Origin of the sequence: Allorhizobium sonneratiae (genome assembly GCF_023700755.1) — a bacterium.
In the GTDB taxonomy this organism is placed as follows: domain Bacteria; phylum Pseudomonadota; class Alphaproteobacteria; order Rhizobiales; family Rhizobiaceae; genus Allorhizobium; species Allorhizobium sonneratiae.
On record NZ_JAMKOJ010000002.1, the window covers coordinates 307024 to 322242 of the forward strand.

The following is a 15219-nucleotide window of genomic DNA, read 5'->3' on the forward strand; positions in this document are numbered from 1 at the left end:
GCTTTCGTTTCTCGCCTGTACGTTATCGTTTCATTGCGAGCAATGAAACGCGACAGGCTTTGGCAAAACAGTCGATGCGCCTGATTGGAATGAATTGACGGCAAGATCAAGATGTCTCGATGGACGCCATCGCAAATGCCATCGGCGATGTCAGATATTCCCCCTCAAGCCTTTGTCCGTTTCGCCGATACCGGCTTTGCCGCTGCAAGCGTCGGCGCGACGATCCCCGAAGGCATTTTATCACGCAATTCATCCGGCTGTTCGCTCATCACCGCTTTCAGCCGCGCGGCAATCGAGGCCTGACGGTTTTCATTGGTGATCTTCTGGCCAACGAGATCGGTGACATAGAAGGTGTCGATCACCTTTTCGCCGAAGGTGGTGATGCGGGCGGAATGAATGTCGAGCGACAGATCGGAGAGAACCGAGGTGACTTCCGCCAGAAGCCCGATACGGTCCAGGCATTCGATTTCGATGACGGTAAACTTGTTCGACAGGCTGTTGGCCAGCGTCACATGCGGCACGATGTGGAACATCTTGTTCTTCTTGCGGCCCTTTGTGCGGGTGGCAATCACGTCGGGCAGGCGTTTCTTGCCGGACAGCACATCCTCGATCATTCTTGAAATGGTGTTGGCGCGGCGCATTTCATCCTCATCCACGGAGAATTCGCGGTTGATCAGAATAGTATCGAGCGCGCGCCCGTCAGACGTGGTGAAGATCTGTGCATCGGCAATATTGGCGCCCGCCGCCGCACAGGCCCCGGCAATGATCGACAACAGCCGCGGATGGTCCGGTGACAGCACGGTGATTTCGGTGATGGCATGGAAGGAATGGGTGCGCACCATGGTGGCGAGCGCCTTTCCGGCCTTGTCGGCATGGCGGATGAAATCGGCGTGGCGCAACTGGTCTTCCAGCGGCACCGTGAGCAGATAGGGCTGATAATGCAGCCGGGTGTAGGTTTTCTGATCCTTCTGAGACCAGTTCTTTTCTGCCAAAGCCTCGGCCAGCCGCTCGACGGCGTGCTTTGCCCGCTCCTTGCGCGGGCTTTCGGAAAAGCCGCCAGAAAGCAGAAGTTCGGTCTCATAATAAAGGGTTCGCAGCAATTGCCCCTTCCAGCCGTTCCATACGCCCGGCCCCACGGCGCGAATGTCGCAGACGGTCAGCACCAGCAACATGCGCAGCCGGTCGAGTGACTGCACCCGGTCGGCGAAATCGGTAATGGTCTTGCGGTCATGCAGGTCGCGCGTCTGGGCGACCATGGACATCAGCAGATGCTCCTCGATCAGCCAGACCACCAGTTCCGTCTGTTTTTCATTGAGGCCGAGGCGCGGGCAAAGCCGCCGCGCCACCTTGGCCCCGGCCACGGAGTGATCCTCCTGCCGCCCCTTGGCCACATCGTGCAGCAGAACGGCAACGAACAACGCCGTGCGCTCCTCGATGCTCGCCATCAGCTTGACGGAAAGCGGATGAATATCATCATGCTTGCCCTGATCAATCTCGGCTAGCACCGCGACCGAGCGGATCAGATGCTCATCCACCGTATAGTGGTGATACATGTTGAACTGCATCATCGAGACGATCTTGCCGAAATCGGGAATGAAGCGGCCAAGCACGCCCGCCTCGTTCATGCGGGTCAGCATCAGCGCTGGATCTCGCCGTGAGGTCAGGATCGACAGGAACTGGCGGTTTGCCTCCTCATCCTCGCGGAAATCAGCATTGATCAGCGGCAAGGACCGCGTCACCGCCTTCAGCGCATCAGGGTGAAATTCCAGCGCATGCAGATCGGCCACATGGAAAAGCCGCATGATGTTGATCGGATCGCGGTTGAACACATCGGGCTCGGCCAGCGCAATGCGGCCCTTGTCCTCGATGAATTGCGGTGCGCCGGGAATACGGCGCGGGCGGCGGGCGAAACGTCCGATCGCCGCCGTGATCCCCGGCGCAGCCTTGGCCTGTTTTTCCTCCAGACTCGCACAGATGATCCGGGTCAGATCACCGACATTCTTGGCAACGAGGAAATAATGCTTCATGAAACGTTCGACGGCGGAAAGGCCCGGCCGCGAATTATAGCCGAGATGATGAGCAATTTCCGGCTGCAGGTCGAAGGACAGCCGCTCTTCCGGCTTGCCGGTGACGAAATGCATGTGGCAGCGCACCGACCAGAGAAAATCCTCCGCCTTTTCGAACATGCGCCATTCCTGCCGCGACAGCACGCCAAGACGCACCAGATCGGCGGGATCGGAAATGCGGTAATAATATTTGGCAATCCAGAACAGGGTGTGCAGGTCGCGCAGCCCGCCCTTGCCTTCCTTGACATTGGGTTCGACCAGATAGCGCGTATCGCCTGCCTTCCGGTGGCGTTCGTCACGCTCGGCAAGCTTGGCGGCAATGAATTCCTGGGCAGTCTTTTCCACCACCTCCGCATTGAAGCGCGTCTGCAATTCATCGACGAGGCTGCGTTCGCCGCAGATGAAGCGCGTTTCAAGAATGGCGGTGCGCACCGTCATGTCGGTGAGCGACATGGTGATGGATTCGTTCAGTGTGCGGGTGGCATGGCCGACCTTGAAGCCGAGATCCCAGAGGATATAGAGGAGGAACTCGACCGCCTTGCGCGCATCCGTGCTCGCCTTGACCGAAAGAAGAAAGAGAAGATCGATATCCGAGCCCGGCGCCAGCGTGCTTCGGCCATAACCGCCAACCGCCGCCACGGCGAATTCCTGACGCGTTGCCGGATAAAGCCCCTCGACCACCATGTCATGCACCAGGGTGATCAGCCAGTCCTGTACATGGGAAATCAGCCCGGCGCATGTGAGGCCGCTGCCTTTCTCGATCAGCAGCTTGTGGGCGCATTCCCGGCCATCGGCGCTTGCTTTTTTCAACAGCGGCAAAAGGGCAGACCGCTTGTCGAGCGCGGTTCCCTTGCTCCGCATCACGGCCATGCACTGGTCTTCCAGCCCCTTCAGCTCAGGTATCGCGGTGAAAAGACTGTCGTGATTGCCCATGATGTGCCGATCTCTTGCGTAATGAAAGACGTAACCTGAGCGACCCAAGGGCCAAGCCCGCGCCCGCTCTCTTTTACCGGATCAACCCTTGCCAAGCCGTTTCTTCAGATCATAAAGCGCATCCAGCGCCTGCTTCGGTGTCATGTCATCGATATCGAGCCCGCGCAAGGCCTCCTCCACGGCCGAGGCCGCCGCAGATGCAACCGGCTCGCGGCGTTGCGAAGCCTGAAACAGCGGCAGATCGTCGATCAACTGCGTCGCCGGGTTCTTGCGGTCGGCATCTTCCAGCATGGTCAGCACATCGCGTGCGCGCGCCACCACGGCAGGCGGCAGACCGGCAAGACGGGCCACCTGAATGCCATAGGAGCGGTCGGCAGCACCGGGGCCAACCTCATGCAGAAAGACCACCTCGCCTTGCCATTCCTTGACCCGCATCGTCACATTGGCCAGCCGCGCCAGCTTTTCCGACAGCGCCGTCAGCTCATGAAAATGGGTGGCAAACAGCGCCCGGCATCGATTGACCTCATGCAGGTGCTCAACAGTTGCCCAGGCAATCGACAGACCGTCGAAGGTGGCGGTGCCGCGGCCGATTTCATCGAGAATGACCAGCGAGCGGTCGCTGGCCTGATTGAGAATGGCTGCCGTCTCGACCATTTCGACCATGAAGGTCGAGCGGCCGCGCGCCAGATCGTCAGAGGCGCCGACGCGGGAAAACAGCCGGTCGACCACGCCGATATGCGCCGAACCGGCAGGTACGAAAGACCCCATCTGCGCCATGATGGCAATCAGCGCATTCTGCCGGAGAAAAGTGGATTTACCGCCCATATTCGGGCCGGTCAGCATCCAGATCGCACCGTGACCGCCGGGGGAGCTTGGCGAAAGCGAGCAGTCATTGGCGATGAACGGGCTTTCAGCCTGCCGCCTGAGCGCCTGCTCGACCACCGGGTGGCGTCCGGCGACGATGGAAAACATCCGGCTGTCATCGACAAGCGGGCGGCAATAACCCTGCTCTTCTGCCAGAACCGCAAGGCCGGAGGCAACATCGATAACGGCAAGCGCCCGGGCCGCCTTCTTGATCGCCTCGGCCTCGGCGACGACGGCAAGACGCATGCGCTCGAAAGCGGCAAGCTCGATCGTCAGCGCCTCACCGGCGGCATTGGCAATGCGGCTTTCCAGATCGGCCAGTTCCGTCGTGGTGAAGCGCATGGCATTGGCCATGGACTGGCGGTGAATGAAACGCGCCTTCGCCTCACCCTCCGTCAGCGGACCGGCATTGCTGGCCGTCACCTCAATGAAATAGCCCAGCACATTGTTGTGCTTGATCTTCAGCGATTTGACCCCGGTTTCCTCGGCATATTGCAATTGCAATCCGGCAATCACCCGCCGCGACTGGTCGCGCAGCGCCCGTGCTTCATCCAGCCCGTCATCTGCGCCCTCACGCAGAAAACCGCCATCGCGCTTCAACAACGGCAGCTCATCGGCCAGCATCGAGGAAAGCAGATGGTCGAGCGCGGGCGGCAAGCATTCGAGATCGGTAAAGGCGCGGTGCAGTTCATCTGGCAGCACCGCCCCGCGCAAAAGACCTGCAACCTCCGCCGAGACGGAAAGCCCCTGACGGATCGCGGCCAGATCGCGCGGGCCTGCCCGGTCGAGCGCCAGCCGCGACAAGGCCCGCGGCATGTCAGGGGCACGTTTGAGCAGGCTGCGCAGGTTTTCATTGAGAAAGCTGTCGGACAACAGCCAGGCCAGAGCATCCTGCCGCTCGGCAATCGGGCCGGGCTCGGTCAAGGGCGACATCAGCCGCTCGAACAAAAGCCTTGCGCCACCGCCTGTCACCGTGCGGTCCATGGCTTTCAGCAGCGAACCGTCGCGCTGGCCCGACAGCGTCCTGACCAGCTCCAGATTGGCCCGTGTCGCTGCATCGATGAAGAGTGTCGAGGATGTGGCCTGACGCTCGGGCAGGCTCAAGGGCGGACGCTCGGACACCTGCGTCTTTTCAACATAGGCGACGGCGGCGGAGGCCGCCGCCAGCTCGGCCCGCGAGAAATTGCCGAAGCCTTCAAGCGTCTTTACGGAGAAATAGCGCGTCAGGCGGCCTTCCGCCGAGGCGCTGTCGAACAGCACCGCAGGCTGCGGTGCCACCAGCCGACCCAGAATGTCGAAGACCGGCTTCAACTCCCCATCCTGCATCAGCGTATCGGCCACAATGACCTCACGCGGATCGATGCGGAAAATATCGGCCAGAACCCGTGTCGCATTGCTTTCGGCCACGCGAAAGACGCCGGTGGAGATATCGATCCAGGCAAGACCAAGATCCTGATCGCCGCCACGCACACGCGCGAGCGCCAGGAGATAGTTGGAATCGGCGGGCGACAAAAGCTTTTCTTCCGTCAGCGTGCCGGGGGTGACCAGACGCACGACATCGCGGCGAACGACGGATTTCGAGCCACGCTTCTTCGCCTCCGCCGGGTCTTCCATCTGTTCGCATACGGCGACACGGAAACCGAGGGCAATCAGCTTTTCCAGATAATCGTCCGCGGCATGGACCGGCACGCCGCACATGGGAATATCCTGACCCAGATGCTGGCCGCGCTTGGTGAGCGTGATGCCGAGTGCGCGCGAGGCCTCCACCGCATCCTCGAAGAACAGTTCGTAGAAATCCCCCATGCGATAAAACAGCAGCACACCGGGATTGCTGGCCTTGATTTCGATATATTGCTCCATCATCGGCGTTGCCGCGGCGCGGCTTTCCTCCGAGGCAAGCGAGGCGGTGCTGAGGACGTGCTGTCCGAAGGCTTGGAATTCTGTCACGATGGCCGGATAATCGTTGAAAACGGGATTTTCTGAAGACTAACGGTCTTTGCCCACCCGTTGCAACACAGCCGCGCCGTTCCTGCCCGGCTGCCCACAGGAAGCTTCACTCAGGCAAGAAAGAATACAGCTTTCGCACGCCGCACCATGTATTTGATAAAATGCGCACTGCAGGCGAATGTCAGGCCGTCGCCGGAGATCCGTAATAATTCAGATACCGTTCCGAAATCCGCGCAACCGGCAGAACGATCAGCACATCGGTGGTGTTGAAGGCCTGATCGATGACAGCGCCCTTGCCGATCATCGCACCCAGACGCAGATACCCCTTGACCAGTGGCGGCATGGCGGCAAGCGCCCGACGGGCATTGACGCTGTCAGGCGGCAGGATATCCATCGACTGGTAAATTTCCGGACGGGCCTCGACCATCCATTCCTCATCCACACACGCCGTCTGAGCGAGAAATGAGAGTGCAAGTGCATGGTCCTGCGGCTGAACGCCGGGAAAGGATGCACAGCCGAACATGACATCGATATTGTGCCTGACCGAATAATTCCAGTTGCCCTGCCACAACAGCTCGATCGTGCGCTTGGTGCGATAATCCGGCAGCACGCAGGAGCGACCAAGTTCCATGAACCGCTTGCCTGCATGACGGTTGATGAGCGGCTCGATGGCAAATTCCGAGGCGGAATAAAATCCGCCATTCGCGATCGCCACCTCATGACGCAAGAGCCGGTAGGTGCCGACGACCTGATCTTCCGGATCGCCTTCGATGGCGTGATCGATCACCAGAAGATGGTCGCAGATATCATCGAAGGCATCGATGTCGCGCTTCAGCCGCATGGCTTCTGGTGGCAGCACCGCCCCCATTTCCTCGACGAAAACCCGGTAGCGCAAAGCCTGGGCGGCATCGATCTCACGCCCATTGCGCGCCAGCCTCGTTTCCAGCGTTCCGATCGAGCCGAAAACATCGGCAGCCCGTTCATCCAGCCCCGAGGTTGGTGAGCCCTGCGCCTTGACGCCCGTTGCCTGTTCGAGAAGGTCAATGCTCATATGGGTCACCCGATCCTGTCATGGTCATAGGTGTTAAACACGGATATACGACAATATTTTGACACATTACGATCAACGGCAAAACCCGTTTAAACAAAGGATACTGAAGAGCTGCCGCAGCCAAAATTGTCCTTTGCTGCATGATTCCTTAAATCGATCCCGGTTTGAGGAATGATGCGATAGCTGCATATTCCACATTCTTACTCTTCAAGCCGCAGCAGTTCAAGGACTCTGCAAATTCTCATGGCCCTTCGAAACCATACCGGAAAACAGGAGCATCATCCAGACACTTTGACGACGCTCACTGCAATGTTGATAGAGAACTGTCTGCATAAAAGGCAGCGATCAGCCAAAACGCTGACCACCAGCCCCCGCCATCAGCGCCTCGACCTCATTGATCAAACGGTCTGGATTGACCGGTTTCTGCAGGACGAGATCCGCACCGCTCAACAGGGCCTCCTGCCGGGTGGCATCGCGCAGATCGCCGGTCAACACCACGATGGGGCAACGCTTGCGCCGCTTCAACTGTTCGATCATCCGGACATAGCGCAGTACCGAGGTCCCCTCGCCGCCTGGCATGCCGAGATCGGTGACGATCATGCGGAAATGCCGACCCTCATCGGCAGCGATCGCCTGACGCATGGCGTGAAAATCATCCACATGGCACAAGGCGTGGCCTGCCTTGCCGAGCACGGCCTTGATCAGGGTGGCATTGACGATATCATCCTCACCCAGAAGAATGGCGGGAGCCTCTTGTTTCTGCCCCTCGCCCTGAACAGGCTCAGCCACCGGCTTTTCCACCTCAACATGATGGGCCGCATCGACCCCGGTCATCAAACCGCGCAGCACATCGCTCAGGGTCTGCTCCCGCAGCGGGCGGATGAGCCAGGCATCGAAACCGGTCAGCGGCCGGTGCGGCCGCTCCTCCGCCGTCACGAGGAAAATCCGGCGTAGCTGACGCGCGGCAACCGCCTGAACAAACGCTGGCAGGCGCGCCAGGCGGGCATCATAGTCCGACATCAGCCGGTGATCGACGATGATGTCGCTCAGCGGCGTTCCCTGCTCGGCGAAAGATGCGATCAGACGCTCCGCCTCAGGCGCCGTCGATGCGGTGACACAGACGCCACCAAGCGCACGGATGGTACGCGCCGCACCGTCCGCACAGGGGCCGTCCGGGGCAAAAATCAACACATGGGAAGAGGCAAGCCGGGTCTGTCGCAACTCTCCCTGCGGCTCCTGCACCTGGGCGGAGTTGGGAAAACGGATTTCAAACAGCGTGCCGCGGCCTTTTTCCGACTCGACAATGGCAAGCGCACCCCCAAGAGCCAGCATCAGCCGCTGCGAGATGAACAGGCCAAGCCCCGTGCCGCCGCTGCGCTGAACCTGATCGCCACCTTGGGAAAATTCCACGAACAGCCGGGCGCGTTCTTCTTCCGTCAGTCCCGGGCCGCTGTCGCGCACCTGCACCACCAGTTCCGCCCGCTGACAAAAGACAGCAACCAGAACACCGCCTTCAGCGGTAAACTTCACCGCATTGCCAATGACGTTGAACAGGACCTGCCGCAGCCGTGCGACGTCGATCTCGATATCTTCCGGCACATCGGCGCTGAACGTGGCGGCGATTTCTATGCCTTTGGCATGCGCCCGCGCCGACAGCATCTCCACCACGCCCTCAATCATCCGGCGCGGCGCCACCCGCTGGCTGTGCAGCTGGAAATGGCCGATTTCAAGCGTGGAATAATCCATCAGATCGGCAATCAGCTGTTGCAGAGCCTCACCGGCCTGAGTGATGCCCGCGAGATAATTGCGCTGCTCCGGCGACAAGTCGGTTCGCGACAGAAGATGGCTCATGCCCAGAATGCCATTGAGTGGCGTTCTCATTTCATGGCTGACCGTGGCCAACAGTCTTGAACGCATGACGTCCGTTTCACTGTCTGTCGTCATCCACGCCATCCCTTCTTGACGAGGCCGCTTGTGCCGCTGACCGGCCATGCATCAATCCCCGTGTGCTTTCCGGCCCAAGACCTGAAGCCGACTCCGGTTCAGGACTTATGCAAGCGCAATACCCCACACCAGTCTATCACGAACCGACACAGCTCCAAATCAAAACAGGACGCAGCAGCCGACAATCGCGAGCGGATCGACAATAGATCAAAAATCTCAATGGTTTGTTACGGGAATGCGCAGAAGAGCGTCACAATTGCTCTACATTCCCATCAACGCGCACCAAAATGAGACAGTCCGGCTGATCCGTTTTCAAGCATCAGCCACCCTGCCATCAGCCAGCCTGTTTGCGAGACCGCAGCCACAGCACCAGCTCTTCCAGCAGAATGAAGCCCGCCCCGACCGTGATCAGACTGTCGGCCAGATTGAACACGGCAAAAGACCAGTTTTGGGTGTGAAACAGGATATAATCGACGACATAACCGTAGACGAAACGGTCGATGATATTGCCGAAAGCACCGGCAATGATCATTGCATAGCCAATGCGGGCCAGACGATGCGCAGGGTCCGTTCTGCTCCACAGCCAGGAAACGAACACCACGATGACCAGTCGCATGGCGATGATGGTCCAGGCATCGAGATGCGACAGCATGGAAAAGGCAACGCCGAGATTATGGGTGCGATAAAGCGCCAGCATGGGCAGCACCGGCACCACCTCCTGCACCGGAAGCCGTGTCTCCACGGCATATTTGATCGCCTGATCGGCGAGGATCAATGCCAGAATGAAGAGCATCGGCAGCAGCCGGGAAAATCGCAGTCCTGCGCTCATCGCCCCGTCTCCTTTGCACTCTCTGTCAGGGTCAGGAGATGGCGACGCGCCTCAAACAGCATGACGCCGGTGGCAATCGCCAGATTGAGCGAATCGGCCAGACCCGCCTGCGGAATGCGCGCCAGCCGGTCGGCGCGCGACGCCAGTTCCGGCGGCAGGCCGGATTGCTCATTGCCCATCAGCAACACCACCGGTCGGCTCTTGTAATCCACCCTGCGGTAATCGACAGCCCCTTCGAGATGGGTCGCCACCAGACTGACGCCAGCCTTCTCCTTCCAGGCCAGAAATTCAGAGACGCTTGCCTTGACCAGCGGCAGGGCGAAGATCGAACCCATGGTTGCCCTGACGGTTTCCATGGCGAAAGGATCGGTCGAATCGCCGATCAGCATGACACCGGAGGCGCCAGCGGCATCGGCTGTACGAATGATCGTGCCGAGATTGCCCGGATCGCGCACCCGGTCGAGCGCCACCCAGGTCTCGTCGGCGCCAAGGCGGACATCGGCAAGCATGGTCCAGCGCTGGTCGAACACGCCGGAGACCATCTGCGGATTGTCCTTGCGGGTGATGGAGGACATCACTTTTTCGGATACCTCCAGCACCATGCCGCCATGGGCCACGGTACGGGCCGCAAGCGTTTCCACCTGCGGCTTTCCCTTGGCCGCCTTGGAATAGATCAGATAGCGCAGCCGCCAGCCAAGTTCGGCGGCATCGAGCACCAGTTTCAGCCCTTCCGCCAGAAAGGTCCCGGTCTCGTCACGGGTCTTTTTCTGCGACAGCGCCTTGATGTCCTTGACGATCGGATTGGCGAGGCTGGTGATCTCCTTCACCTGCCCGACGCGGCCCGGCCTGTCCTGCGATCTCGTCTCGTTCATTGGGCCATCCATCTGCTGAAAAGCGAGGTTGAAAGCGCCCGCCCCGGTGTTTTGCCATCGAGCCCGGCCTCGCGGATGACAAGCTCGCCCGATTCGACCACGCCCCCGTTGCCGCGCATGGTCTCACGCATCAGTTCATGCGTGGCGTAAAAACTGGCGCGGATCGAATAGGCGGTCAAAACCAGCCCGACGGCACGTGGCGACAAAATCTCCCGGCACAGCGACAGCATGGCCGGCAGGTGATCGAACAGGTGCCAGACTTCGCCATTCGGTCCGCGTCCGAATTTCGGCGGGTCGGTCAAAATGATGTCATAGCGGCTGCCGCGCCGCTCTTCGCGCTGGATGAATTTCATCGCATCCTCGCAGATCCAGCGGATCGGCGCGCGGTCGAGACGGCTGAGTGTCTGGTTTTCTCGCGCCCAGCCGATGGCTTTTTTCGAAGCATCAACATGGGTCACTTCAGCGCCGGCAGCAGCCGCCACCAGCGAAGCAACGCCGGTATAGCCAAAGAGATTGAGCACTTTCAGCGGTCGGCCGGCCCTTTCCACCGTGTCCTTCATCCACGACCAGTGCGCGATCTGTTCGGGAAAGACGCCGACATGGCGAAACGAGGTGAAGCGGCCGAGAAAATCGACATCGAGCAGCGAGAGCGGCCAGGTCTCACCCAATGCCTCGCGCGGAAAACGCCAGCGGCCCATGCCATCCTCATCGGTATCGCCGGTGAAGACGGCATCGGCCTTGTCCCAGATGGCAGCACTAAGGCGCGGCGGCCAAAGCGCCTGCGCCTCGGGTCGCACAATGCGATAGGGGCCATATTGCTCCAGCTTCAACCCATAACCGCTGTCAATCAGATGAAAATCGCCTGCACCAGTCGATTCGAGAATGAGCGGCAAACGCTCCTGCGGCAATTCACCAGAGCGCAAGGGAAGCCGCACAACCGTCGGCTCAGCCGCATCGTCCACCGATCGTTCGCGGGATTTCGATTGTGGCTTTTCAGCTGCACGCCGCGCAACCGGCGGCACAGCCTGCTCCCTGCCGGGAGAGACTTTAGCGCCGGGCCGTCCGGAAACGGAGGATGGACGTTTTTTACCAGACGGCTGTCGAGGCTTGTCTTTCACGATCGTGTCGGCTTTCACCCTTGCCCCGTTGATCGGTCATGTCCTGCCGAACAGACGACCGGGGTCTCATCAAGACCTTATAACGTCAGCGCCGTGCGCCAATATAGGGCGCACAAAGGTCCGCTGTCGCACTTTATATCTGCTCTATCATTTTCAGCTTAAGCCGATTTCGACTGAAGCTGAAAATGATAGAGGAATGCCCGCAAGACAAGGATACCTCCCCTGTCCCGGTCAGTCAGCGCAGCGCATACAGCGCCGCCAGCCCGGCGTCAAATGAACAACGCGATCTTTTTGGCAATCAGACCTATCCTTGATCAACCTATCCCTTTGAAGGGATCTGCGGCAGACCGGTGGCAACGGCGGCCATATGATCGGCGCGCTTTTTCTGTTTGTCGGCCTCGCCCTGCCATTTCACCGCAGAGCGCGCCTCGATACGGGCGCGTTTGCGATATTTGGCCTGGCTGAACCAGATGGCCAAACCACCGACAACAACGCCGAACACAAAGGACAGCAGCAGGAAGACGAAGAAAGGTGCGGCCACCGACAGCATCGGATCATCGGGGCGAAAAGGATTGAGCGCCAAGAGAACCGATTGCCTGTTGGCCACGCATAAGACAATCAGGACAATGGCCAAGGGCACCAGGATAACAAGATTGACAATCTTTTTCATATAGATGCCTCCATGCTCATGCATCGCCATACCGGATCGGAACTGACCGGGACCCTTTCTTGGCAAACCCTGTTGCGCAAGTGAGATGAGACCGATTGATCGATCAGCCCCAAATAACAGCAAAATGGTCCAAGATTAAGCATTCTGCAAGAGGTTGCCGACAAGGCCGACAAGAGGCATTGATAGGGGCCGCTCAATCGGCGTCGCCGTCATCCTCATCGTCCATGCCGGGATTGAGCCGCTCGCGCAACTCCTTCCCGGTCTTGAAGAAGGGGACCCACTTTTCCTCGACGGAGACGGTTTCACCGGTGCGAGGGTTGCGGCCGGTGCGAGAGGGACGATTCTTCACCGAAAACGCTCCGAACCCACGAAGTTCCACACGGTTGCCGGCAGCAAGAGCATCGGTGATCTCATCCAGAACAGCGTTGACGATATTCTCGACGTCCCGGTGATAAAGATGCGGATTGCGCGCCGCAACGATCTGCACCAGTTCGGATTTAATCACGATAACCCCCTGTCATCATGGACTTGGTTTAAAAATGTCAACGCGCATCTACCGTCCCTGCAGGACCGGCAAACAGCGCCACGCGGATGTCTATCCTCGTAAAACATCATAGAAATTTGGAATAATCAATGGTTTACGGAACAAAGAAGCGGAGAAAATCGACCTTGGCGCCCTGAAAGTCAGGGGGTAACAGCTCCAGACAGGGCAAAGGCTGCAGTCACGACTTGTAACAGGCTTTAAAAATCCATATTTGCAGTGCTCAAGAAACACCGTAGAGTAGATCGAAACCTGAGAGCCAGCCGAAACAGCAAGACCCGGCGGCCTGAGGCAAGATGAATGCGCTCTCCCATCGTCATCCGGATCGCTGGCATGCTCAATCGACTAGACCATGGCGCGCATGAGCCGCCGCCGCAGGACAAGACCTATCGCAAGGCCGTCGGACATTCGCGCCGTGTGAGACGGCTGAAAATTATTTTACCGGTGACCGCCCTTGTCCTGTCTGCGGCTTTCGTCGGAGTTTCCATCGTCCGTGCCTATCTGCCGGAAAATATCAAGATTGAAAGCGCCCGCATCGAGGATGGCAAGGTGGTGATGGCCAAACCGGCGCTTTCCGGCCGCAACGCCAACGGCACGGTCTATTCCATGGTGGCAAACGAGGCGTTGCAGGATATCAAAAATCCGAACCTGATCACGCTGGAAGCGATCAAGGCAAATGTTCCGGTCAATGAAAAGGATATGGCGCATATCACCGCCATCAGCGGCACCTATGACCGCGCCACCGACACAATGCAGCTGGACAAACCCTTTCAGGTGCATATTTCAAGTGGCGTCGACGCCAGCTTTCAATCGGGACAGCTTGACGTGAAGGCCGGAAAGCTTAAGACAGATAAACCCGTCGTCATCAAGACTGAGAATTCGACGATTCTCGCCCAGTCGATGGTGATGAGCGACAAGGGACAGAATATCCTTCTCAAAGGCCAGGTCCGCCTGGATATCGATCCATCCGCCTTCAAGAACCAGGGCAACTGAGACCGACCATGACGCCACGCACCCGCCCGCTTTTTCTCGCTTTTGCCGCCGTTGCCTTTGCCGGATTGTCCGTTGCATACGCCCAGACGACCACGAGCAACATGACCGGGCTGAAACTGTCCGGCGATCAGCCGGTCAACATCGAAAGCGACCAGCTGGAAGTGCATCAGCAGGACAATACCGCCAATTTCACCGGTAATGTCAGTGTCGTGCAGGGCACCACCCATATGACGGCCAATGACATGCTCGTGCACTACAAGGGCAAGGGCGAAGCTGTGAGCAACGGCCAGGCCAAGATCGACACGATCGATGTCAGCGGCAATGTGGTGATCACCACCGACACCCAGAAGGCCACGGCCGACAAAGGCCATTTTGACATGAACAGCCAGATCGCCACCCTGGAGGGCGACCGCGTCGTGCTGACCGAAGGCAATAATATCTTCGTCGGCTGCAAACTCATCGTTCACATGCAAACGGGCGTGGCCAAGCTCGATAGTTGTGGCCGACGCGTGCAGATCCAGCTGGACCCCAAGTCCCAGCAGACACCGACGCCCAAGAAAAAACCCTGAGGCCGGCAGTCTATGGCACTTTTATCCGGTTTTTCCTCCCGACGCGGACATGGCGCGACCGACCCTGCTGAAGAGGCGGAAAAAAAGCGTTACGAAGGCACGCTGATCGCCCATGGCCTGACCAAGAGCTATAACACGCGGCGCGTGGTCAATGGTGCTTCCCTCGTGGTGCGCCGCGGCGAGGCCGTTGGACTGCTGGGGCCGAATGGCGCTGGCAAGACCACCTGTTTCTACATGATCACCGGGCTCGTTCCCGTCGACATGGGCACAATTGCCATTGACGGCAATGACGTGACCACCATGCCGATGTACCGTCGTGCCCGCCTTGGCGTCGGCTATCTGCCGCAGGAAGCTTCGATTTTTCGGGGCCTGTCGGTCGAGGACAACATTCTGGCCGTTCTGGAACTGCATGAACGCAACAAGGCGCGCCGCAAAGAAAAGCTCGATTCGCTGCTGCATGAATTCAACATCGAACGGCTGCGCAAATCGCCAGCGGTGGCGCTCTCAGGCGGCGAACGGCGACGGCTTGAGATCGCCCGTGCCCTGGCAACCGATCCGACCTTCATGCTGCTGGACGAACCTTTTGCCGGTGTCGATCCGATCTCAGTGTCGGATATCCAGAATCTGGTGCGCCATCTGACAGCGCGCGGCATCGGCGTGCTGATCACGGATCATAATGTGCGCGAAACACTGGGCCTGATCGATCGCGCCTATATCATCCACGCGGGCGAGGTGCTGACCCATGGCCGCGCCGAGGATATCGTCAACAATCCAGATGTGCGCCGCCTCTATCTTGGCGACAAATTCAGTCTTTAACGCATT

12 protein-coding genes are annotated in these 15219 nt (G+C 59.2%); 3 read left to right on the forward strand and 9 right to left on the reverse strand.

All coding sequences use genetic code 11. The annotated features are described in order from the left end of the window. Positions 1-164 precede the first annotated feature (164 nt). The 9 genes from NAC44_RS04415 to NAC44_RS04455 form a co-directional block, all read right to left on the reverse strand. On the reverse strand, positions 165-2999 hold the full coding sequence (locus NAC44_RS04415) for a [protein-PII] uridylyltransferase (protein ID WP_250938130.1): 2835 nt from the start codon (positions 2997-2999) through the stop codon (positions 165-167). Positions 3000-3080: 81 nt separating this feature from the next. Continuing rightward, entirely contained in the window at positions 3081-5726 is a 2646-nt protein-coding gene (gene mutS / locus NAC44_RS04420; protein WP_250938761.1) for a DNA mismatch repair protein MutS, read from the reverse strand. Between the two features lie 265 nt (positions 5727-5991). Continuing rightward, entirely contained in the window at positions 5992-6861 is an 870-nt protein-coding gene (gene olsB / locus NAC44_RS04425) for a l-ornithine N(alpha)-acyltransferase (protein WP_250938132.1), read from the reverse strand. A 345-nt stretch (positions 6862-7206) separates the two neighbouring features. Further along, on the reverse strand, positions 7207-8805 hold the full coding sequence (locus tag NAC44_RS04430; RefSeq protein WP_250938134.1) for an ATP-binding protein: 1599 nt from the start codon (positions 8803-8805) through the stop codon (positions 7207-7209). A gap of 334 nt (positions 8806-9139) precedes the next feature. Further along, a complete protein-coding gene (gene lspA / locus NAC44_RS04435) occupies positions 9140-9634 on the reverse strand; it encodes a signal peptidase II (protein WP_250938136.1) in 495 nt (164 codons plus the stop codon). Next, positions 9631-10506, reverse strand: a complete 876-nt coding sequence (locus tag NAC44_RS04440) for a TrmH family RNA methyltransferase (protein ID WP_250938157.1) — start codon at positions 10504-10506, stop codon at positions 9631-9633. Before NAC44_RS04440 ends, lspA begins: the two co-directional genes overlap by 4 nt. Then, on the reverse strand, positions 10503-11624 hold the full coding sequence (locus NAC44_RS04445; RefSeq protein WP_250938159.1) for a class I SAM-dependent methyltransferase: 1122 nt from the start codon (positions 11622-11624) through the stop codon (positions 10503-10505). The genes NAC44_RS04440 and NAC44_RS04445 overlap by 4 nt, the downstream gene beginning before the upstream one ends. A gap of 319 nt (positions 11625-11943) precedes the next feature. Beyond that, positions 11944-12294: a LapA family protein gene (locus tag NAC44_RS04450; RefSeq protein ID WP_250938162.1), complete on the reverse strand. Its 351-nt coding sequence runs from the start codon at positions 12292-12294 to the stop codon at positions 11944-11946. A 193-nt stretch (positions 12295-12487) separates the two neighbouring features. After that, positions 12488-12799 carry an integration host factor subunit beta gene (locus NAC44_RS04455; RefSeq protein WP_250938173.1) on the reverse strand — a complete coding sequence of 104 codons (312 nt, stop codon included), beginning with the start codon at positions 12797-12799 and terminating at the stop codon, positions 12488-12490. Positions 12800-13168: 369 nt separating this feature from the next. On the opposite strand from NAC44_RS04455, the gene lptC reads away from it, so the two are divergent. The 3 genes from lptC to lptB are packed head-to-tail and all read left to right on the forward strand — an operon-like array spanning position 13169 to position 15213. After that, positions 13169-13828 (forward strand): LPS export ABC transporter periplasmic protein LptC, encoded by a 660-nt coding sequence (gene lptC, locus NAC44_RS04460; protein WP_420839881.1) that lies wholly within the window; start codon positions 13169-13171, stop codon positions 13826-13828. A gap of 8 nt (positions 13829-13836) precedes the next feature. Continuing rightward, the gene (locus NAC44_RS04465) at positions 13837-14397 is read left to right on the forward strand and encodes an LptA/OstA family protein (RefSeq protein ID WP_250938177.1); all 561 of its coding nucleotides are present in this window, start codon (positions 13837-13839) and stop codon (positions 14395-14397) included. Positions 14398-14409: 12 nt separating this feature from the next. Then, positions 14410-15213 (forward strand): LPS export ABC transporter ATP-binding protein, encoded by an 804-nt coding sequence (gene lptB, locus NAC44_RS04470; RefSeq protein ID WP_250938179.1) that lies wholly within the window; start codon positions 14410-14412, stop codon positions 15211-15213. Positions 15214-15219: the final 6 nt, after the last annotated feature.

What these genes read in the sequence shown, in the direction of transcription:
- NAC44_RS04415 (WP_250938130.1), bottom strand. Translation starts at nt 2,999, where the DNA reads ATGGGCAATCACGACAGTCTTTTCACCGCGATACCTGAGCTGAAGGGG.
- mutS (WP_250938761.1), bottom strand. Translation starts at nt 5,726, where the DNA reads ATGATGGAGCAATATATCGAAATCAAGGCCAGCAATCCCGGTGTGCTG.
- olsB (WP_250938132.1), bottom strand. Translation starts at nt 6,861, where the DNA reads ATGAGCATTGACCTTCTCGAACAGGCAACGGGCGTCAAGGCGCAGGGC.
- NAC44_RS04430 (WP_250938134.1), bottom strand. Translation starts at nt 8,805, where the DNA reads ATGACGACAGACAGTGAAACGGACGTCATGCGTTCAAGACTGTTGGCC.
- lspA (WP_250938136.1), bottom strand. Translation starts at nt 9,634, where the DNA reads ATGAGCGCAGGACTGCGATTTTCCCGGCTGCTGCCGATGCTCTTCATT.
- NAC44_RS04440 (WP_250938157.1), bottom strand. Translation starts at nt 10,506, where the DNA reads ATGAACGAGACGAGATCGCAGGACAGGCCGGGCCGCGTCGGGCAGGTG.
- NAC44_RS04450 (WP_250938162.1), bottom strand. Translation starts at nt 12,294, where the DNA reads ATGAAAAAGATTGTCAATCTTGTTATCCTGGTGCCCTTGGCCATTGTC.
- lptC (WP_420839881.1), top strand. Translation starts at nt 13,169, where the DNA reads ATGCTCAATCGACTAGACCATGGCGCGCATGAGCCGCCGCCGCAGGAC.
- NAC44_RS04465 (WP_250938177.1), top strand. Translation starts at nt 13,837, where the DNA reads ATGACGCCACGCACCCGCCCGCTTTTTCTCGCTTTTGCCGCCGTTGCC.
- lptB (WP_250938179.1), top strand. Translation starts at nt 14,410, where the DNA reads ATGGCACTTTTATCCGGTTTTTCCTCCCGACGCGGACATGGCGCGACC.